General features: G+C 66.0%; 15 protein-coding genes. All 15 read left to right on the top strand.

Annotation, left to right across the window (positions count from 1 at the left end):
- The first annotated feature begins 4 nt into the window (after positions 1–4).
- Positions 5–703, top strand: a complete 699-nt coding sequence (gene rplA / locus M3M27_RS15985; RefSeq protein ID WP_434026247.1) for a 50S ribosomal protein L1 — start codon at positions 5–7, stop codon at positions 701–703.
- A 573-nt stretch (positions 704–1276) separates the two neighbouring features.
- Positions 1277–1807: a 50S ribosomal protein L10 gene (rplJ, locus tag M3M27_RS15980; RefSeq protein ID WP_140723646.1), complete on the top strand. Its 531-nt coding sequence runs from the start codon at positions 1277–1279 to the stop codon at positions 1805–1807.
- Between the two features lie 64 nt (positions 1808–1871).
- Positions 1872–2240: a 50S ribosomal protein L7/L12 gene (rplL, locus tag M3M27_RS15975; RefSeq protein ID WP_140723643.1), complete on the top strand. Its 369-nt coding sequence runs from the start codon at positions 1872–1874 to the stop codon at positions 2238–2240.
- A 303-nt stretch (positions 2241–2543) separates the two neighbouring features.
- Complete coding sequence (rpoB, locus tag M3M27_RS15970) at positions 2544–6734, top strand: DNA-directed RNA polymerase subunit beta (RefSeq protein WP_140723639.1); 4191 nt, start codon at positions 2544–2546, stop codon at positions 6732–6734.
- Between the two features lie 91 nt (positions 6735–6825).
- Positions 6826–11043 carry a DNA-directed RNA polymerase subunit beta' gene (gene rpoC / locus M3M27_RS15965; protein WP_140723636.1) on the top strand — a complete coding sequence of 1406 codons (4218 nt, stop codon included), beginning with the start codon at positions 6826–6828 and terminating at the stop codon, positions 11041–11043.
- Between the two features lie 228 nt (positions 11044–11271).
- Positions 11272–11646 (top strand): 30S ribosomal protein S12, encoded by a 375-nt coding sequence (gene rpsL / locus M3M27_RS15960; RefSeq protein ID WP_003469157.1) that lies wholly within the window; start codon positions 11272–11274, stop codon positions 11644–11646.
- Between the two features lie 12 nt (positions 11647–11658).
- Positions 11659–12126: a 30S ribosomal protein S7 gene (gene rpsG, locus M3M27_RS15955; RefSeq protein ID WP_140723631.1), complete on the top strand. Its 468-nt coding sequence runs from the start codon at positions 11659–11661 to the stop codon at positions 12124–12126.
- Positions 12127–12265: 139 nt separating this feature from the next.
- The gene (gene fusA / locus M3M27_RS15950; RefSeq protein ID WP_140723627.1) at positions 12266–14395 is read left to right on the top strand and encodes an elongation factor G; all 2130 of its coding nucleotides are present in this window, start codon (positions 12266–12268) and stop codon (positions 14393–14395) included.
- Between the two features lie 92 nt (positions 14396–14487).
- A complete protein-coding gene (gene tuf, locus M3M27_RS15945; protein WP_140723624.1) occupies positions 14488–15678 on the top strand; it encodes an elongation factor Tu in 1191 nt (396 codons plus the stop codon).
- 508 nt (positions 15679–16186) lie between these two features.
- Positions 16187–16498, top strand: coding sequence for a 30S ribosomal protein S10 (gene rpsJ / locus M3M27_RS15940; protein ID WP_140723621.1), 312 nt, complete (start codon positions 16187–16189; stop codon positions 16496–16498).
- Positions 16499–16509: 11 nt separating this feature from the next.
- A complete protein-coding gene (gene rplC / locus M3M27_RS15935; protein ID WP_140723618.1) occupies positions 16510–17160 on the top strand; it encodes a 50S ribosomal protein L3 in 651 nt (216 codons plus the stop codon).
- Positions 17161–17172: 12 nt separating this feature from the next.
- Positions 17173–17778, top strand: a complete 606-nt coding sequence (gene rplD / locus M3M27_RS15930; RefSeq protein ID WP_140723615.1) for a 50S ribosomal protein L4 — start codon at positions 17173–17175, stop codon at positions 17776–17778.
- The gene (gene rplW, locus M3M27_RS15925; protein ID WP_140723612.1) at positions 17775–18074 is read left to right on the top strand and encodes a 50S ribosomal protein L23; all 300 of its coding nucleotides are present in this window, start codon (positions 17775–17777) and stop codon (positions 18072–18074) included. The genes rplD and rplW overlap by 4 nt, the downstream gene beginning before the upstream one ends.
- A gap of 11 nt (positions 18075–18085) precedes the next feature.
- A complete protein-coding gene (gene rplB, locus M3M27_RS15920; protein ID WP_140723609.1) occupies positions 18086–18913 on the top strand; it encodes a 50S ribosomal protein L2 in 828 nt (275 codons plus the stop codon).
- 6 nt (positions 18914–18919) lie between these two features.
- Complete coding sequence (rpsS, locus tag M3M27_RS15915) at positions 18920–19189, top strand: 30S ribosomal protein S19 (RefSeq protein WP_434026246.1); 270 nt, start codon at positions 18920–18922, stop codon at positions 19187–19189.
- Positions 19190–19192 lie beyond the last annotated feature (3 nt).

Genomic DNA, 19192 nt, shown 5'->3' with positions numbered 1-19192 from the left:
TTCGATGGCACAGACCAAGCGTGAGAAGGCCATCAAGGCCGCCGTGGTCCCGGGCAAGGCGTACGCCTTCGAGGACGCGATCAAGATCCTGAAGACCGCCACCAAGGCCAAGTTCGTCGAGTCCGTCGACGTCGCCGTGCGCCTGGGCGTGGACGCCAAGAAGTCGGACCAGCAGGTGCGCGGCTCGACCGTGCTGCCGGCCGGTACCGGCAAGAGCGTGCGCGTGGCGGTGTTCGCCCCGGCCGGTGCCAAGGCCGACGAGGCCCTGGCCGCCGGTGCCGATGCGGTCGGCATGGACGACCTGGCCGAGAAGATGCAGGCCGGTGACCTGAACTACGACGTGGTGATCGCGACCCCGGACGCCATGCGCGTGGTGGGCAAGCTGGGTACGGTGCTGGGCCCGCGCGGCCTGATGCCGAACCCGAAGGTCGGCACCGTGTCGCCGAACCCGGGCGAGGCGGTCAAGAACGCCAAGTCGGGCCAGGTCCGCTACCGCACCGACAAGGCCGGCATCATCCACTGCACGATCGGCAAGGTGAGCTTCGACGACGAAGCCCTGAAGACCAACCTGCAGGCGCTGCTGGCCGACCTGATCAAGGCCAAGCCGGCCACCTCGAAGGGTACCTACCTGCAGAAGGTGTCGCTGAGCTCGACCATGGGCCCGGGCGTCACCGTCGACCAGTCCTCGCTGGCGTTGAAGTGACGATTTGACCCGGCGCCGCCCAGCGGCTCCGGCTTCGTCAAACCGTCACCCCGCGCCCGAGCGCTATGCGCTTGGGCCGGGGATCGCAGGTCCAGCGGCTTCCGTGCAGGTCGCATTGAAGTCGCCGGGCTCCCGCCTTCGCGGAAGCGACGGTCCGACGACTGAAACGTTGTTGCAAGAAAATCGAAGCACGCCCGAATTCCCGCCCCCCGGCAGGACGAAGGCAACATTTGAAGGCAACGCCGCGATCCATCGCGGCGCAGCCGTCAAAGACCGCAGGCGCGGTCTGAAGGTCACCGGCGACGGGCACGGAAGCTCGACACGGCAGGGAGTCGCCGCCGGCAGCCCGCAGATCGCTTAATCGGTTCCCCCGGGAGCCCGCCTGCGCAGATGGTGTCGCCCTTCTGGAGTTTTTCTGGTTCACGCACGTCTGGGGCAACCCAGGTTGGCCCACTCCAGGTCTAGAACGGCCACCACCGGAACATCGTCCCGATGTTCCCGGCGTCCAGGAAGGATGCCGCCCTGGACCGCAAGCGGCAGGAGCCGTGAGCGGAGTTCACATGAGGAGTGACAATGGCTCTCAATCTGTCCCAGAAGCAAGAAGTAGTCGCCGAGCTGGCAGACATCGCCGCCAAGGCCCACTCCTTGATCGCCGCCGAATACGCTGGCACCACGGTCGCCCAGATGACCGCGATGCGCAAGCAGGCCCGCGAGACCGGTGTTTTCTTGAAGGTTGTCAAGAACACCCTGGCCGCGCGCGCCGTCGAAGGCACCGAGTTCGCAGTCGCCAAGGACAAGCTGGTTGGTCCGCTGCTGTATGCGTTCTCGCTCGAGGAGCCCGGCGCCGCCGGTCGCCTGATCAAGGAAGCCGCCAAGAACAACGACAAGCTGCAGGCGAAGGTCGTGGCGATTGGCGGTGAAGTGTTCCCGGCGAGCCACGTCGACGTGCTGGCCTCGCTGCCGACCCGCGAACAGGCCCTGGCCATGCTGGCCCGCGTCCTGTCCGAGCCGGCCGCCATGTTCGCGCGCGCCGTCAAGGCCGTGGCCGACAAGCAGGGTGGTGGCGAAACCGCCGCTGCCGAGCCGGCCGCCGAGACCGCCTGAGTTCGATGTCTAGCGGTTCAGTGATCTGAACCCCCATCCAGAAAATTTTCCAAAGGTAATCACAATGTCCCTTACCAACGAGCAGATCGTCGACGCCATCGCCGAGAAGTCCCTGATGGAAGTGATGGAGCTGGTCAAGGCCATCGAAGAGAAGTTCGGCGTTTCCGCCGCCGCTCCGGTGGTCGCCGCCGGCCCGGCCGCCGCCGCCGCCCCGGTCGAAGAGCAGACCGAGTTCACCGTCACCCTGAAGAGCGCCGGCGACAAGAAGGTCGACGTCATCAAGGCCGTCCGCGCCATCACCGGCCTGGGCCTGAAGGAAGCCAAGGACCTCACCGAGGCCGGCGGCGTCCTGAAGGAAGGCGTGTCGAAGGAAGACGCCGAGAAGATGAAGAAGGACCTGGAAGCTGCCGGCGCGACCGTCGAGGTCAAGTAAGCAGCGCCTTGCATCGCCAGCCGTTCACGGCGATGCACTGAAGGCTGGGGGCGAAAGCCCCCGGCCTTTGGCCGTTACGGGATCCAACGTTCCGTAACGCGCGAAAACCCAACTTGCAGTTCCCGGAGTTGGTAGTTGGAAGTAGCGGGAGATGGCGTGCTGGTGCCGGCAATACCAGCGACTTCCAACTGACAACTTAAGCGTGATTCCCTCACAAGAGCGGCGCACATCCATGCGCGCGGTTCTTTTTGTGATCCCACGGCCGCGGACGCGCGGCCCGTACAGCCCAAGGTGGAAGACCTCATGACGTCCTATTCGTTCACCGAAAAGAAGCGTATCCGCAAGGACTTCGGCAAGCAGCGCTCGATCCTCGAAGTGCCGTTCCTGCTTGCGATCCAGGTGGATTCCTATCGCGAATTCCTGCAGGAAGACGTCGAGCCGAGCAAGCGCAAGGACCTCGGCCTGCATGCAGCCCTGAAGTCGGTGTTCCCGATCGTCAGCTACAGCGGCAACGCCGCGCTGGAATACGTCGGCTACAAGCTGGGCGAGCCGGTGTTCGACGAGCGCGAGTGCCGCCAGCGCGGCATGAGCTACGGCGCGCCGCTGCGCGTGACCGTGCGCCTGGTGATCTACGACCGCGAGTCGTCGACCAAGGCGATCAAGTACGTCAAGGAGCAGGAAGTCTACCTGGGCGAGATCCCGCTGATGACCGAGAACGGTACGTTCATCGTGAACGGCACCGAGCGCGTCATCGTGTCGCAGCTGCACCGTTCGCCGGGCGTGTTCTTCGACCACGACCGCGGCAAGACCCACAGCTCGGGCAAGCTGCTGTACAGCGCCCGCATCATCCCCTACCGCGGCTCGTGGCTGGACTTCGAGTTCGACCCGAAGGACGCGCTGTTCACCCGCATCGACCGCCGCCGCAAGCTGCCGGTGTCGATCCTGCTGCGCGCGCTCGGCTACTCCAACGAGGAGATGCTGAACGAGTTCTTCGAGATCAACACGTTCCACATCAACCCGGACGAGGGCGTGCAGCTCGAGCTGGTGCCCGAGCGCCTGCGCGGCGAGACGCTGAACTTCGACCTGGCCGACGGCGACCGCGTGATCGTCGAGGCCGGCAAGCGCATCACCGCGCGCCACGTGAAGCAGCTTGAAGCCTCGGGCATCGCCGCGCTGGCTGTACCGGACGAGTACCTGCTCGGCCGCATCCTGTCGCACGACGTGGTCGACGCCTCGACCGGCGAGCTGCTGGCCAACGCCAACGACGAGATCACCGAGGACCAGCTGGCCGCGTTCCGCAAGGCCGGCGTCGACGCGGTCGGCACCCTGTGGGTGAACGACCTCGACCGCGGCCCGTACCTGTCCAACACGCTGCGCATCGACCCGACCAAGACCCAGCTCGAGGCGCTGGTCGAGATCTACCGCATGATGCGCCCGGGCGAGCCGCCGACCAAGGACGCCGCGCAGAACCTGTTCCACAACCTGTTCTTCACCTTCGAGCGCTACGACCTGTCCACGGTCGGCCGCATGAAGTTCAATCGCCGCGTCGGCCGCAAGGAAGTCACCGGCGAGGCCGTGCTGTACGACCACAAGTACTTCGGCGAGCGCAACGACGAGGAAGCCAAGCGCCTGGTCGCCGCGCACGGCGATACCAGCGACATCCTCGACGTCATCAAGGTGCTGTGCGAGATCCGCAACGGCCGCGGCGTGGTCGACGACATCGACCACCTGGGCAACCGCCGCGTGCGTTCGGTCGGCGAGATGGCCGAGAACGTGTTCCGCGTCGGCCTGGTCCGCGTCGAGCGCGCGGTCAAGGAGCGCCTGTCGATGGCCGAGTCCGAGGGCCTGACCCCGCAGGAGCTGATCAACGCCAAGCCGGTGGCCGCCGCGATCAAGGAGTTCTTCGGCTCCTCGCAGCTGTCGCAGTTCATGGACCAGAACAACCCGCTGTCGGAAGTCACCCACAAGCGCCGCGTCTCGGCGCTGGGCCCGGGCGGCCTGACCCGCGAGCGCGCCGGCTTCGAAGTGCGCGACGTGCACCCGACCCACTACGGCCGCGTCTGCACCATCGAGACCCCGGAAGGCCCGAACATCGGCCTGATCAACTCGCTGGCGGTGTTCGCCCGCACCAACAAGTACGGCTTCCTCGAGACGCCGTACCGCAAGGTCGTGGACGGCAAGGTCACCGACGAGGTCGAGTACCTGTCGGCGATCGAGGAGAACGAGTACGTCATCGCGCAGGCCAATGCGCTGACCGACGCCAAGGGCCAGCTGACCGAGCAGTTCGTGCCGTGCCGCTTCCAGGGCGAGTCGCTGCTGAAGCCGCCGGCGGACGTGCACTACATGGACGTCTCGCCGATGCAGACCGTGTCGGTCGCCGCGGCGCTGGTGCCGTTCCTCGAGCACGACGACGCCAACCGCGCGCTGATGGGCGCGAACATGCAGCGCCAGGCCGTGCCGACGCTGCGCGCGCAGAAGCCGCTGGTCGGCACCGGCATCGAGCGCGCCGTGGCGCGCGACTCGGGCGTGACCGTGAACGCCCGCCGCGGCGGCGTGATCGAGCAGATCGACGCGGCCCGCATCGTGGTCAAGGTCAACGAGGACGAGATCGTCGGCGCCACCGATGCCGGCGTGGACATCTACAACCTGATCAAGTACACCCGCTCCAACCAGAACACCTGCATCAACCAGCGTCCGCTGGTGAACGTGGGCGACGTGGTGGCGCGCGGCGACGTGCTGGCGGACGGCCCGTCCACCGACATCGGCGAGCTGGCCCTGGGCCAGAACATGCTGATCGCGTTCATGCCGTGGAACGGCTACAACTTCGAGGACTCCATCCTGCTCTCCGAGCGCGTGGTGGAAGAGGATCGCTACACCACGATCCACATCGAGGAGCTGACCTGCGTCGCGCGCGACACCAAGCTGGGGCCGGAGGAGATCTCCGCCGACATCCCGAACGTCTCCGAGCAGGCGCTGAACCGCCTGGACGAGAGCGGCGTGGTGTACATCGGCGCGGAAGTGCGCGCCGGCGACATCCTGGTCGGCAAGGTCACGCCGAAGGGCGAGAGCCAGCTGACCCCGGAAGAGAAGCTGCTGCGCGCGATCTTCGGCGAGAAGGCCTCCGACGTTAAGGACAGCTCGCTGCGCGTGCCGCCGGGCATGGACGGCACCGTCATCGACGTGCAGGTCTTCACCCGCGACGGCATCGAGAAGGACAAGCGCGCCCGCCAGATCGAGGAGAACGAGATCAAGCGCGTCAAGAAGGACTTCGACGACCAGTTCCGCATCCTGGAGGCGGCGATCTACGCGCGCCTGCGCTCGCAGATCGTCGGCAAGGTCGCCAACGGCGGCGCCGGCCTGAAGAAGGGCGACGTCGTCACCGATGCCTACCTGGACGGGCTGAAGAAGTCCGACTGGTTCCAGCTGCGCATGAAGGACGAGGACGCGGCCGACGCGATCGAGCGCGCCCAGAAGCAGATCCAGGTGCACGAGAAGGAATTCGAGGCCCGTTTCGCCGACAAGCGCGGCAAGATCACCCAGGGCGACGACCTCGCCCCGGGCGTGCTGAAGATGGTCAAGGTGTTCCTGGCCGTGAAGCGCCGCATCCAGCCGGGCGACAAGATGGCCGGCCGCCACGGCAACAAGGGCGTGGTGTCCAACGTGGTGCCGGTGGAGGACATGCCGTACATGGCCGACGGCACCTCGGTCGACATCTGCCTCAACCCGCTGGGCGTGCCGAGCCGCATGAACATCGGCCAGATCCTCGAGGTGCACCTGGGCTGGGCCGCCAAGGGCCTGGGCAAGCGCATCCAGAAGATGCTGGAGCAGCAGCGCGCGGTGAGCGAGCTGCGCGAGTTCCTCGGCAAGATCTACAACCACGACAAGCGCGTGGCCGGCGATCGCGTGGACCTGTCGCAGTTCAGCGACGACGAGCTGCTGGCCCTGGCCCGCAACCTGACCGACGGCGTGCCGATGGCGACGCCGGTGTTCGACGGCGCGCACGAGGACGAGATCCGCGAGATGCTGGACCTGGCCTACCCGGACGGCGACGCGGAGACGGAACTGCTCGGCTTCAACGCCAGCAAGACCCAGATGCAGCTGTACGACGGGCGTACCGGCGAGGCGTTCGATCGCAAGACCACGGTCGGCTACATGCACTACCTGAAGCTGAACCACCTGGTCGACGACAAGATGCACGCCCGCTCGACCGGCCCGTACTCGCTCGTCACCCAGCAGCCGCTGGGCGGCAAGGCGCAGTTCGGCGGCCAGCGCTTCGGCGAGATGGAAGTCTGGGCGCTGGAAGCCTACGGCGCGGCCTACACCCTGCAGGAAATGCTGACGGTGAAGTCCGACGACGTGCAGGGCCGCAACCAGATGTACAAGAACATCGTCGACGGCGCGCACGAGATGGTCGCGGGCATGCCGGAGTCCTTCAACGTGCTGGTGAAGGAAATCCGCTCGCTGGGCATCAACATGGAGCTGGAAGAGAACTGAGAAGCCGGGGCCCGGAGCCGTGCTCCCGGGCCCCGTAGACAGCCCTGACCGTCCAGTCCCGAAACGAATTCCTCCGACCCGGAGATATCAAATGAAAGACCTGCTCAACCTCTTCAACCAGCAGCGCCAGACGCTGGACTTCGACGCGATCAAGATCGGTCTGGCTTCGCCCGACCTGATCCGTTCCTGGTCGTTCGGCGAAGTGAAGAAGCCGGAAACCATCAACTACCGTACCTTCAAGCCGGAGCGCGACGGCCTGTTCTGCGCCGCCATCTTCGGCCCGATCAAGGACTACGAGTGCCTGTGCGGCAAGTACAAGCGCATGAAGCACCGCGGCGTGGTCTGCGAGAAGTGCGGCACCGAAGTGACCCTGGCCAAGGTACGCCGCGAGCGCATGGGCCACATCGACCTGGCCTCGCCGGTCGCGCACATCTGGTTCCTCAAGTCGCTGCCGTCGCGCATCGGCCTGATGCTGGACATGACCCTGCGCGACATCGAGCGCGTGCTGTACTTCGAAGCCTACGTGGTGACCGAGCCGGGCCTGACCGCCCTGGAGCGCCGCCAGCTGCTGACCGAGGAGCAGTACCTGCAGGCGCGCCAGGAGCACGGCGACGACTTCGACGCCGCGATGGGCGCCGAAGCCGTGTACGAACTGCTGCGCACGATCGACCTGCAGTCGGAGATGACCCGCCTGCGCGAGGAGATCGCCGGCACCGGCTCGGAGACCAAGCTCAAGCGCCTGACCAAGCGCATCAAGCTGATCGAGGCCTTCATCGAGTCCGGCAACCGCCCGGAGTGGATGGTCATGACCGTGCTGCCGGTGCTGCCGCCGGACCTGCGCCCGCTGGTGCCGCTGGATGGCGGCCGCTTCGCGACCTCCGACCTGAACGACCTGTACCGCCGCGTCATCAACCGCAACAACCGCCTGCGCCGGCTGCTGGAGCTGAACGCGCCGGACATCATCGTGCGCAACGAGAAGCGCATGCTGCAGGAGTCGGTCGACGCGCTGCTGGACAACGGCCGCCGCGGCCGCGCCATCACCGGCACCAACAAGCGCCCGCTCAAGTCGCTGGCCGACATGATCAAGGGCAAGCAGGGCCGGTTCCGCCAGAACCTGCTCGGCAAGCGCGTGGACTACTCCGGCCGTTCGGTGATCACCGTCGGTCCGTACCTGAAGCTGCACCAGTGCGGCCTGCCGAAGAAGATGGCGCTGGAGCTGTTCAAGCCGTTCGTCTTCGCCAAGCTGCAGCGCCGCGGCCTGGCCACCACGATCAAGGCCGCCAAGAAGCTGGTCGAGCGCGAGGAAGGCGACGTCTGGGACATCCTGGAAGAGGTCATCCGCGAGCATCCGGTGCTGCTGAACCGCGCGCCGACCCTGCACCGCCTGGGCATCCAGGCGTTCGAGCCGGTGCTGATCGAGGGCAAGGCGATCCAGCTGCACCCGCTGGTCTGCACCGCGTTCAACGCCGACTTCGACGGCGACCAGATGGCCGTGCACGTGCCGCTCTCGCTGGAAGCCCAGCTGGAAGCGCGCGCGCTGATGATGTCCACCAACAACATCCTGTCGCCGGCCAACGGCGAGCCGATCATCGTGCCGTCGCAGGACGTGGTGCTGGGCCTGTACTACATGAGCCGCGCCCTGGAGAACAAGAAGGGCGAGGGCATGGTGTTCGCCAATACCAACGAGGTGAAGCGCGCCTATGACAACCGCGTGGTGGAACTGCACGCCAAGGTCAAGGTCCGCATCACCGAGGTGGTGACCGACGAGAACGGCGGCAAGCAGAACAAGACCTCGATCGTGGACACCACGGTCGGGCGCGCGCTGCTGAGCGAGATCCTGCCGGAAGGCCTGCCGTTCGAGCTGGCCAACACCGAGATGACCAAGAAGAACATCTCGCGCCTGATCAACTCCAGCTACCGCATGCTCGGCCTGAAGGACACGGTCGTGTTCGCCGACAAGCTGATGTACACCGGCTACGCCTACGCCACCCGCGCCGGCGTGTCGATCGGCATCGACGACATGCTGATCCCGGCCGAGAAGAAGGACATCCTGGGCGAGGCCGAGCAGGAAGTGCTGGAGATCCAGGAGCAGTACCAGTCGGGCCTGGTCACCGCCGGCGAGCGCTACAACAAGGTGGTCGACATCTGGTCGCGCACCAACGAGCGCATCGCCAAGGCGATGATGGACACCATCGGCACCGAGAAGGTGGTCAACGCCAAGGGCGAGACCATCGACCAGAAGTCGATGAACTCGCTGTACATCATGGCCGACTCGGGCGCGCGCGGTAGCCAGGCGCAGATCCGCCAGCTGGCCGGCATGCGCGGCCTGATGGCCCGCCCGGACGGCTCGATCATCGAGACGCCGATCAAGGCGAACTTCCGCGAAGGCCTGAACGTGCAGGAGTACTTCAACTCCACCCACGGCGCCCGCAAGGGCCTGGCCGATACCGCGCTGAAGACCGCGAACTCCGGTTACCTGACCCGCCGCCTGGTCGACGTGGCGCAGGACGTGGTGATCACCGAGGTCGACTGCGGCACCACCGACGGCCTGACCATGATCCCGATCGTGGAAGGCGGCGACGTGGTCGAGCCGCTGCGCGACCGCGTGCTGGGCCGCGTCGTGGCCGAGGACGTGTTCCTGCCGGGCAACGACGAGGAACCGGTCGTCACCCGCAACACGCTGCTCGACGAGCAGTGGGTGGCCAGGCTGGAAGAGGCTGGCGTGCAGACCATCAAGGTCCGCTCGACGATCACCTGCGAATCGCCGTTCGGCGTGTGCTCGCGCTGCTACGGCCGCGACCTGGCGCGCGGCCACCTGGTCAACATCGGCGAAGCGGTCGGCGTCATCGCCGCCCAGTCGATCGGCGAGCCGGGTACCCAGCTGACGATGCGTACGTTCCACATCGGCGGCGCGGCTTCGCGTGCGGCGGCGGTCGACAACATCACCGTCAAGACCACCGGCTCGGTGAAGTTCAACAACCTCAAGTCGGTCGAGCACGCCAACGGCACGCTGGTGGCGGTGTCGCGTTCGGGCGAGATCTCGGTGCTCGACGGCCACGGCCGCGAGCGCGAGCGCTACAAGCTGCCCTACGGCGCCACCATCTCGGTCAAGGACGGCGCGGAGATCAAGGCCGGCCAGACCGTGGCCAACTGGGATCCGCACAACCACCCGATCGTGTCGGAAGTGGCCGGTTTCGTCCGCTTCGTCGACTTCATCGACGGCGTCACCGTCATCGAGAAGACCGACGAGCTGACCGGCCTGGCCTCGCGCGAGATCACCGATCCGAAGCGCCGCGGCTCGCAGGGCAAGGACCTGCGCCCGCTGGTGCGGATCGTCGACAAGAACGGCAACGACCTGACCATCCCGGGCACCGACCTGCCGGCGCAGTACCTGCTGCCGCCGCGCTCGATCGTGAACCTGCAGGACGGCGCGCCGGTCGGCGTCGGCGACGTGGTCGCCAAGATCCCGCAGGAAGCGTCCAAGACCCGCGACATCACCGGCGGTCTGCCGCGCGTGGCCGACCTGTTCGAGGCGCGCAAGCCGAAGGATCCGGCGATCCTGGCCGAGCGTTCGGGCGTGATCAGCTTCGGCAAGGACACCAAGGGCAAGCAGCGCCTGATCATCAAGGACACCGACGGCAACGAGCACGAGGAGCTGATCCCGAAGTACCGCCAGATCATCGTGTTCGAAGGCGAGCACGTGACCAAGGGCGAGACCATCGTGGACGGCGAGCCGAGCCCGCAGGACATCCTGCGCTTGCTGGGCGTGGAGCCGCTGGCGGCCTACCTGGTCAAGGAGATCCAGGACGTGTACCGCCTGCAGGGCGTGAAGATCAACGACAAGCACATCGAGGTGATCACCCGCCAGATGCTGCGCAAGGTCGAGATCACCGACCAGGGCGGCAGCAAGTTCCTCAACGGCGAGCAGGTCGAGCGCCAGCGCGTCATCGAGGAGAACGCCCGCCTGGTCGCGCGCAACGAGCTGCCGGCCAAGTTCGAGCCGGTGCTGCTGGGCATCACCAAGGCCTCGCTGGCGACCGAGTCGTTCATCTCGGCGGCCTCGTTCCAGGAGACCACCCGCGTCCTCACCGAGGCGGCGGTCCGCGGCACCAGCGACAACCTGCGCGGCCTGAAGGAGAACGTGATCGTCGGTCGCCTGATCCCGGCCGGCACCGGCCTGGCCTACCACAACCAGCGCCGTCGCCGTGCCTCGGGCCTGACCGACTCCGAGATCGAGACCCTGGCCGGCACCGGTTCCGCCCCGGCGGCCGAGGCGGCCCCGGTGTCCGAGTCGGCCGGCGAGGAATAAGCCTCACCCCGGCGGCGGCCGGCCAGGCCGCCGCCTACCAGTGAAATGGAGGGCAGGATGCCCTCCGTTTTCAGGCCCCGGACGGGCCAGCAGGTCGCCATTCCGCGCGGTTGACGGAAATTTGGCCTGCCAGCTATACTCCCCTGTCTCAGTGGGCCGGAAATCGGCCTGCTGTCGTTTTTTCACGCACAAGGCCCGACGGCCTTACCCACTCAGAAGAATCCACTGATGGCGACAATCAATCAGCTGGTTCGCAAGCCTCGGCAGGCGACCACCTACAAGAGTGCCTCCCCGGCGCTGGACAAATGTCCGCAGCGTCGCGGCGTTTGCACGCGCGTTTACACCACCACCCCGAAGAAGCCGAACTCGGCCCTGCGCAAGGTCGCCAAGGTGCGACTGACCAACCAGGAAGAGGTCATCAGCTACATCGGCGGCGAAGGCCACAACCTGCAGGAGCACTCCGTGGTCCTGATCCGCGGTGGCCGTGTCAAGGACCTGCCGGGTGTGCGTTACCACACCGTCCGCGGCTCGCTGGACGCCGCTGGCGTCGCCAAGCGTCGTCAGGGTCGTTCCAAGTACGGCGCCAAGCGCCCGAAGAGCTAAGGAATCAATCTAATGTCTCGTAAAGGTTCTACTCCGCAGCGCACCGTCCTGCCTGATCCCAAGCATGGCAGCGAAACCATTGCCCGCTTCATCAACATGGTGATGCAGAGTGGCAAGAAGTCGGTTGCAGAGAAAATCGTGTATGGCGCAATGGACGTCATCGGCGAAAAGAATCCGAATGCCATCGAGCTGGTGCAGAAGGCACTGGACAACGTGGCCCCGGCAGTCGAAGTGAAGTCGCGTCGCGTCGGCGGCGCTACCTACCAGGTGCCGGTCGAGGTTCGCGCCTCCCGCAAGATGGCTCTGGCAATGCGCTGGATCATCGAGTCCGCCCGCAAGCGCGGCGAGAACTCGATGCCGCGCAAGTTGGCTGCCGAGCTGCTGGACGCCTCTGAGAATCGTGGCGGCGCCATCAAGAAGCGTGAAGAAACCCACCGCATGGCGGAAGCGAACAAGGCGTTCGCCCACTACCGCTGGTGATGCATCGGGCCTTGGCAACAAGGCCCACCGGCCCCATATGAGTGCCGGCATGTGGCGCGCAGCGCGCCACTTCAACCCGAAGGCCGCCGAAAGGCGGCGTTCGGCCATCCGAAATCCGAGAAATTTTTGAGAGGCTCCCGTGGCCCGTACCACTCCCATCGAGCGTTATCGCAACTTCGGCATCATGGCCCACATCGATGCCGGCAAGACCACCACGTCCGAGCGCATCCTGTTCTACACCGGCAAGAGCCACAAGATCGGTGAAGTGCACGATGGCGCTGCCACCATGGACTGGATGGAGCAGGAGCAGGAGCGTGGCATCACGATCCAGTCCGCCGCCACCACCGCGTTCTGGAAGGGTATGGACAAGTCCTTCCCGGAGCACCGCTTCAACATCATCGACACCCCCGGGCACGTCGACTTCACCATCGAAGTCGAGCGTTCGCTGCGCGTGCTCGACGGCGCCGTGTTCGTGCTGTGCGCGGTCGGCGGCGTGCAGCCGCAGTCGGAGACCGTGTGGCGCCAGGCCAACAAGTACCACGTGCCGCGCATCGCGTTCGTCAACAAGATGGACCGCACCGGCGCCAACTTCTTCAAGGTCCGCGACCAGCTGAAGACGCGCCTGGGCGCCGTGCCGGTGCCGATGCAGATCCCGATCGGCGCCGAGGACAACTTCGAGGGCGTGGTCGACCTGGTCAAGATGAAGGCGATCCACTGGGATGCCGCCAGCCAGGGCCTGAACTTCGAGTACCGCGACATCCCCGCCGAGCTGCAGGCCCAGGCGGAAGAGGCGCGCGCGTTCATGGTCGAGACCGCGGCCGAGGCCAGCGAAGAGCTGATGGAGAAGTACCTGGGCGGCGAGGAGCTGACCGAGGACGAGATCTACGAATCGCTGCGCGTGCGCACGCTGTCGACGGAGATCGTCCCGATGTTCCTGGGCTCGGCGTTCAAGAACAAGGGCGTGCAGGCCATGCTCGACGGCGTGATCCGCCTGCTGCCGTCGCCGGTCGACGTGCCGCCGGTGAAGGGCGTCGACATGGACGACGAGACCAAGGAGCTGTCGCGCGAATCCAGCGACAAGGCCCCGTTCTCGGCGCTCGCGTTCAAGATCATGACCGACCCGTTCGTCGGCTCGCTGACCTTCTTCCGCGTCTACTCCGGCACGCTGAACGCCGGCGACCAGGTGCTGAACTCGGTCAAGAACCGCAAGGAGCGCATCGGCCGCCTGCTGCAGATGCACTCCAACCAGCGCGACGAGATCAAGGAAGTGCTGGCCGGCGACATCGCCGCGGCGGTGGGCCTGAAGGACGTCACCACCGGCGACACCCTGTGCGCCCTCGATGCCCCGATCGTGCTCGAGCGCATGGCGTTCCCGGAGCCGGTGATCTCGATGGCGGTCGAGCCGAAGACCAAGTCCGACCAGGAAAAGATGGGCAACGCCCTGAGCCGCCTGGCGCAGGAAGACCCGTCGTTCCGCGTCAAGACCGACGAAGAGTCGGGCCAGACGATCATCTCGGGCATGGGCGAGCTGCACCTGGACATCATCGTCGACCGCATGAAGCGCGAGTTCAACGTCGAGGCCAACGTCGGCAAGCCGCAGGTCGCGTACCGCGAGACCATCCAGGCCTCGGACGTGAAGTCGGACTACAAGCATGCCAAGCAGTCCGGCGGTAAGGGCCAGTACGGCCACGTCGTGATCGAGATGTCGCCGCTGACCGCCGAGGACCGCGAGAAGTACGCGGCGGACATCAAGGACGACTTCCTGTTCATCAACGAGATCACCGGTGGCGTGATTCCGAAGGAGTTCATCCCGTCGGTCGAGAAGGGCCTGCGCGAGACCATCACCAGCGGCCCGCTGGCCGGCTTCCCGGTGGTGGACGTGAAGGTCAAGCTGGTGTTCGGTTCGTACCACGACGTCGACTCGTCGGAAATGGCGTTCAAGCTGGCCGCCTCGATGGCGTTCAAGCAGGGCTTCGCCAAGGCGCGCCCGGTGCTGCTGGAGCCGATCATGAAGGTCGAGATCGTGACCCCGGACGACTACCAGGGCGACGTGATGGGCGACGTGAGCCGTCGTCGCGGCGTGCTGCAGGGTTCGGACACCAGCGTCTCGGGCACCATCATCAACGCGATGATCCCGCTGGGCGAAATGTTCGGCTACGCCACCCAGCTGCGTTCGATGACCCAGGGCCGCGCGACGTTCTCGATGGAGTTCGACCACTACGAGCCGGCTCCGCAGAACATCGCCGACACCGTCATCAAGAAGGCGTGACCCGGGGCCAGGGGTCCGTCGCCCGGAAGGGCGCGGACTCCGCCTTGCCCGGATCACCCGTCACCCAACACGAATCACAGAGGTAAATAGCAATGGCAAAAGGTAAGTTCGAGCGCACCAAGCCGCACGTCAACGTCGGCACCATCGGTCACGTCGACCACGGCAAGACCACGCTGACGGCTGCCCTGACGAAGATCGGCGCAGAGCGTTTCGGTGGCGAGTTCAAGGCGTACGACGCGATCGACGCGGCGCCGGAAGAGAAGGCGCGCGGCATCACGATCTCGACGGCGCACGTGGAATACGAAAGCCCGACCCGCCACTACGCGCACGTGGACTGCCCGGGTCACGCCGACTACGTGAAGAACATGATCACCGGTGCGGCGCAGATGGACGGCGCGATCCTGGTGTGCTCGGCCGCGGACGGCCCGATGCCGCAGACCCGCGAGCACATCCTGCTGTCGCGCCAGGTGGGCGTGCCGTACATCGTCGTGTTCCTGAACAAGGCGGACATGGTGGATGACGCCGAGCTGCTCGAGCTGGTGGAAATGGAAGTGCGCGAGCTGCTGAGCAAGTACGAGTTCCCGGGCGACGACACCCCGATCATCAAGGGCTCGGCCCGCCTGGCGCTGGAAGGCGACCAGTCGGAGATCGGCGTGCCGGCGATCATCAAGCTGGTGGACGCGCTGGACACCTGGATCCCGACGCCGGAGCGCGACATCGACAAGCCGTTCCTGATGCCGGTGGAAGACGTGTTCTCGATCTCGGGCCGCGGCACCGTGGTGACCGGCCGTATCGAGCGCGGCGTGATCAAGGTGGGCGACGAAATCGAGATCGTGGGCATCCGTCCGACCCAGAAGACCACCGTGACGGGCGTGGAAATGTTCCGCAAGCTGCTGGAGCAGGGCCAGGCGGGCGACAACGCGGGCCTGCTGCTGCGCGGCACCAAGCGTGACGAGGTGGAGCGTGGCCAGGTGCTGGCCAAGCCGGGCTCGATCACCCCGCACACCGAGTTCGACGCGGAGGTGTACGTGCTGTCGAAGGACGAGGGCGGCCGCCACACCCCGTTCTTCAAGGGCTACCGTCCGCAGTTCTACTTCCGTACCACGGACATCACCGGTGCGGTGCAGCTGCCGGAGGGCGTGGAGATGGTGATGCCGGGCGACAACGTGAAGATGTCGGTCACGCTGATCAACCCGGTGGCGATGGACGAGGGCCTGCGCTTCGCGATCCGCGAAGGCGGCCGTACCGTCGGCGCCGGCGTGGTCTCGAAGATCACCAAGTGATGTAAGGCGCGTCCCGGCCTCGGCCTGGACGCGTTCCGGCAACCCGCCTCCGGGCGGGGCCAGCGAAACCCGCCCGCGTGGCGGGTTTCGTGCGTCCGGGGAGGGCGAAACCCCCGGCGCCGATCCTGAACGGTTCGCGCCCGGGTTCCTGGAAATGCAGGAGGGGCTTGGCAGCGGCGATTTCGTCCTTGTACAATGCGCGGCTCGGCATTCCTGGGTAGGGTGCCGCGCGTAAAACTGCGAAAAGAGGGGAGGATGCCTCTCGTGTTCGCCAGACCGGGAAGGTCGCGTTGCATGGAGCAATCAACGGCGTAGAGCTGTTGACGTTGCTCTGGGTGCGCATTATACTTTTCCGTCTGGGCAGGCCGGGTGACTGGTCTGCCTCAGTTTTTGGGCGGAGGAAGTGCCCATCGCGCGCAGGAAGCGGTGCGATCCACGTGTTCAGGAAATTTCGGGGCAGGCATCCCAGAGGCCTTGCCCGTCGCTCTTTTAACGAAGGAACCCCGTCATGGCGGACCAAAAGATCCGGATTCGGCTGAAGGCGTTCGATCATCGCTTGATCGACCGTTCGGCCAGCGAGATCGTCGAGACGGCCAAGCGGACTGGCGCGCAGGTGCGCGGCCCGATCCCGCTGCCGACCAAGATCGAACGTTACACCGTGCTCGTCTCCCCGCACGCCGACAAGGACGCGCGCGACCAGTACGAAACCCGCACGCACAAGCGTGTACTCGACATCGTCGACCCCAACGACAAGACCGTGGACGCGCTGATGAAGCTCGAACTGGCTGCCGGCGTCGACGTGCAGATCAAGTTGACCTGAGGACTACGACCATGACGAAGAAGTATTCGTTGGGCTTCGTGGGCCGCAAGGCCGGCATGAGCCGCGTTTTCACCGAGGATGGCCGCTCCATCCCGGTTACCCTGATCGAAGCTACCCCGAACCGCATCGCGCAGATCAAGACCGTCGAGGTCGATGGCTACAGCGCCGTGCAGGTGACCGTCGGTGCGCGCCGCGCCGCCCTGGTGAACAAGCCGGAAGCCGGCCACTTCGCCAAGGCCAAGGTCGAGGCCGGCCGTGGCCTGTGGGAGTTCCGCGTCGAGGACGACAAGCTGGGTGATTTCGCCGTCGGCGGCGAGATCAAGGCCGACATCTTCGAGGTCGGTCAGAAGGTCGACGTCCAGGGCGTCACCAAGGGTAAGGGCTTCCAGGGCACCATCAAGCGGCACAACTTCCGCATGGGTGACGCCACCCACGGTAACTCGTTGTCGCATCGTGCTCCGGGTTCGATCGGCCAGCGCCAGACGCCGGGCCGCGTGTTCCCGGGCAAGAAGATGGCCGGTCACATGGGTGCCGTGCAGCAGAGCACGCAGAACCTGGAAGTGGTCAAGGTCGACGTCGAGCGCGGTCTGATCGCCGTCCGCGGCGCCGTCCCGGGCGCTGCCGGTGGCGACGTGATCGTCCGTCCGGCGAGCAAGGCATAAGGAGAGATGACGATGGAACTCGTTATCACCGGTAGCAACAACAAGGTCTCGGTCTCCGACGCCGTGTTCGGTCGCGATTTCAGCGAGGATCTGGTCCACCAGGTCGTCGTCGCCTATCGCAACGCCGGCCGCGCCGGCACCAAGGCCCAGAAGACCCGTTCGGAAGTCTCGGGCACGACCAAGAAGTCGAAGAAGCAGAAGGGCGGCGGTGCGCGTCACGGCGCGCTGACGGCTCCGATCTTCGTCGGCGGCGGCGTGACCTTCGCGGCCAAGCCGCGCAGCTTCGCGCAGAAGGTCAACCGCAAGCAGTATCGCGCCGCGATCGCCGCGATCTTCTCCGAGCTGGTCCGCCAGGACCGCCTGAAGGTCGTCGAGGCGTTCGACGTGAGCGAGACCAAGACCAAGGGCCTGGTCGAGAAGCTGAAGGGTCTGGACGTGGGCGCCCGCCCGCTGATCGTGACCGAAGAGGCTTCCGAGCACCTGTACCTGTCGGCCCGCAACCTGCCGTACGTCGAAGTGCGCGACGTGCAGGGGCTGGATCCGGTCGCGCTGGTCGGTGCCGATACGGTCGTGATCACCGCCGATGCGGTCAAGAAGGTCGAGGAGTGGCTGGCATGAGCAGCAACGAAAAAATCTTCAGCGTGCTGCGCGCTCCGCGAGTCTCCGAGAAGACCGCGCGCCTGCAGGAACTGTCCAACCAGTACGTCTTCGAAGTCTCGAACGACGCCACCAAGGCCGATGTGAAGGCCGCGGTCGAGCAGCTGTTCGACGTCAAGGTCGAGGCCGTCAACGTGGTGAACGTGAAGGGCAAGAACAAGTCCTTCCGCAACCGCGCTGGCCGTCGCGGCGACTGGCGCAAGGCGTATGTCCGCCTGGTCGATGGCCAGTCCATCGACGTCACGGCCAAGGCCTGAGGTAAGAACCCATGCCATTGATGAAATTCAAGCCCACCTCCGCAGGCCGCCGTTCGGCCGTGCGCGTGGTCACGCCCGATCTGCACAAGGGTGCCCCGTACGCGGGCCTGGTCGAGCCGCAGAGCAAGACCGGCGGCCGCAACCACCACGGCCGCATCACCACCCGCCACGTCGGCGGCGGTCACAAGCAGCACTACCGCATCATCGACTTCAAGCGCAACAAGGAAGGCATCCCGGCGCGCGTGGAGCGGATCGAATACGATCCGAACCGCACCGCCCACATCGCCCTGCTGTGCTACGTCGACGGCGAGCGCCGCTACATCATCGCCCCGAAGGGACTGAAGGCCGGTGACCAGGTCATCGCCGGCGCCAACGCGCCGATCAAGACCGGCAACACCCTGCCGCTGCGCAACATCCCGGTCGGTACCACCGTCCACGGCGTCGAGCTGAAGCCGGGCAAGGGCGCCCAGATCGCCCGCGCCGCCGGCGCGGCCGTCCAGCTGGTCGCCCGCGAAGGCGTCTACGCCACGCTGCGCCTGCGTTCGGGCGAGATGCGCAAGGTGCCGGCCGAGTGCCGCGCCACCATCGGCGAAGTCGGCAACGACGAGCACAACCTGGAGAAGCTGGGCAAGGCCGGCGCCAAGCGCTGGCGCGGCGTCCGCCCGACCGTTCGTGGTGCCGCCATGAACCCGGTCGACCACCCGCACGGTGGTGGCGAGGCGAAGGCCGGCCAGGGCAACCCGCATCCGGTCACCCCGTGGGGTGTGCCGACCAAGGGTTACAAGACGCGCAAGAACAAGCGCACCCAGCAGTTCATCGTCCGCGATCGTAGGGGCTAATCGACCATGGCACGTTCACTCAAGAAAGGCCCGTTCGTCGATCACCACCTCGTCAAGAAGGTGGAGGCCGCTGCGGGTAGCAAGAAGCCGATCAAGACCTGGTCGCGCCGTTCCATGATCCTGCCGGAAATGGTGGGATTCACCATCGCCGTGCATAACGGCAAGAACCACGTTCCGGTGCTGGTCAACGAGAACATGGTGGGCCACAAGCTCGGCGAATTCGCCGTCACCCGTACCTTCAAGGGTCACGGTGGCGACAAGAAGTCGGGCAAGTAAGGA

The organism is Xanthomonas boreopolis (genome assembly GCF_046529185.1).
Lineage (GTDB): Bacteria > Pseudomonadota > Gammaproteobacteria > Xanthomonadales > Xanthomonadaceae > Pseudomonas_S > Pseudomonas_S boreopolis.
Note: the sequence above shows the minus strand (reverse complement) of the source record. Positions and strands in the feature narration are given on the sequence as shown.

Excerpts from the sequence above, each read along its gene's own strand:
- rpsL (WP_003469157.1), top strand. The coding sequence starts at position 11,272 with ATGGCGACAATCAATCAGCTGGTTCGCAAGCCTCGGCAGGCGACCACC.
- rplL (WP_140723643.1), top strand. The coding sequence starts at position 1,872 with ATGTCCCTTACCAACGAGCAGATCGTCGACGCCATCGCCGAGAAGTCC.
- rpoB (WP_140723639.1), top strand. The coding sequence starts at position 2,544 with ATGACGTCCTATTCGTTCACCGAAAAGAAGCGTATCCGCAAGGACTTC.
- rpsS (WP_434026246.1), top strand. The coding sequence starts at position 18,920 with ATGGCACGTTCACTCAAGAAAGGCCCGTTCGTCGATCACCACCTCGTC.
- rpsJ (WP_140723621.1), top strand. The coding sequence starts at position 16,187 with ATGGCGGACCAAAAGATCCGGATTCGGCTGAAGGCGTTCGATCATCGC.
- rpsG (WP_140723631.1), top strand. The coding sequence starts at position 11,659 with ATGTCTCGTAAAGGTTCTACTCCGCAGCGCACCGTCCTGCCTGATCCC.
- rplB (WP_140723609.1), top strand. The coding sequence starts at position 18,086 with ATGCCATTGATGAAATTCAAGCCCACCTCCGCAGGCCGCCGTTCGGCC.
- rplD (WP_140723615.1), top strand. The coding sequence starts at position 17,173 with ATGGAACTCGTTATCACCGGTAGCAACAACAAGGTCTCGGTCTCCGAC.
- rpoC (WP_140723636.1), top strand. The coding sequence starts at position 6,826 with ATGAAAGACCTGCTCAACCTCTTCAACCAGCAGCGCCAGACGCTGGAC.
- rplJ (WP_140723646.1), top strand. The coding sequence starts at position 1,277 with ATGGCTCTCAATCTGTCCCAGAAGCAAGAAGTAGTCGCCGAGCTGGCA.
- rplW (WP_140723612.1), top strand. The coding sequence starts at position 17,775 with ATGAGCAGCAACGAAAAAATCTTCAGCGTGCTGCGCGCTCCGCGAGTC.
- tuf (WP_140723624.1), top strand. The coding sequence starts at position 14,488 with ATGGCAAAAGGTAAGTTCGAGCGCACCAAGCCGCACGTCAACGTCGGC.
- rplA (WP_434026247.1), top strand. The coding sequence starts at position 5 with ATGGCACAGACCAAGCGTGAGAAGGCCATCAAGGCCGCCGTGGTCCCG.
- rplC (WP_140723618.1), top strand. The coding sequence starts at position 16,510 with ATGACGAAGAAGTATTCGTTGGGCTTCGTGGGCCGCAAGGCCGGCATG.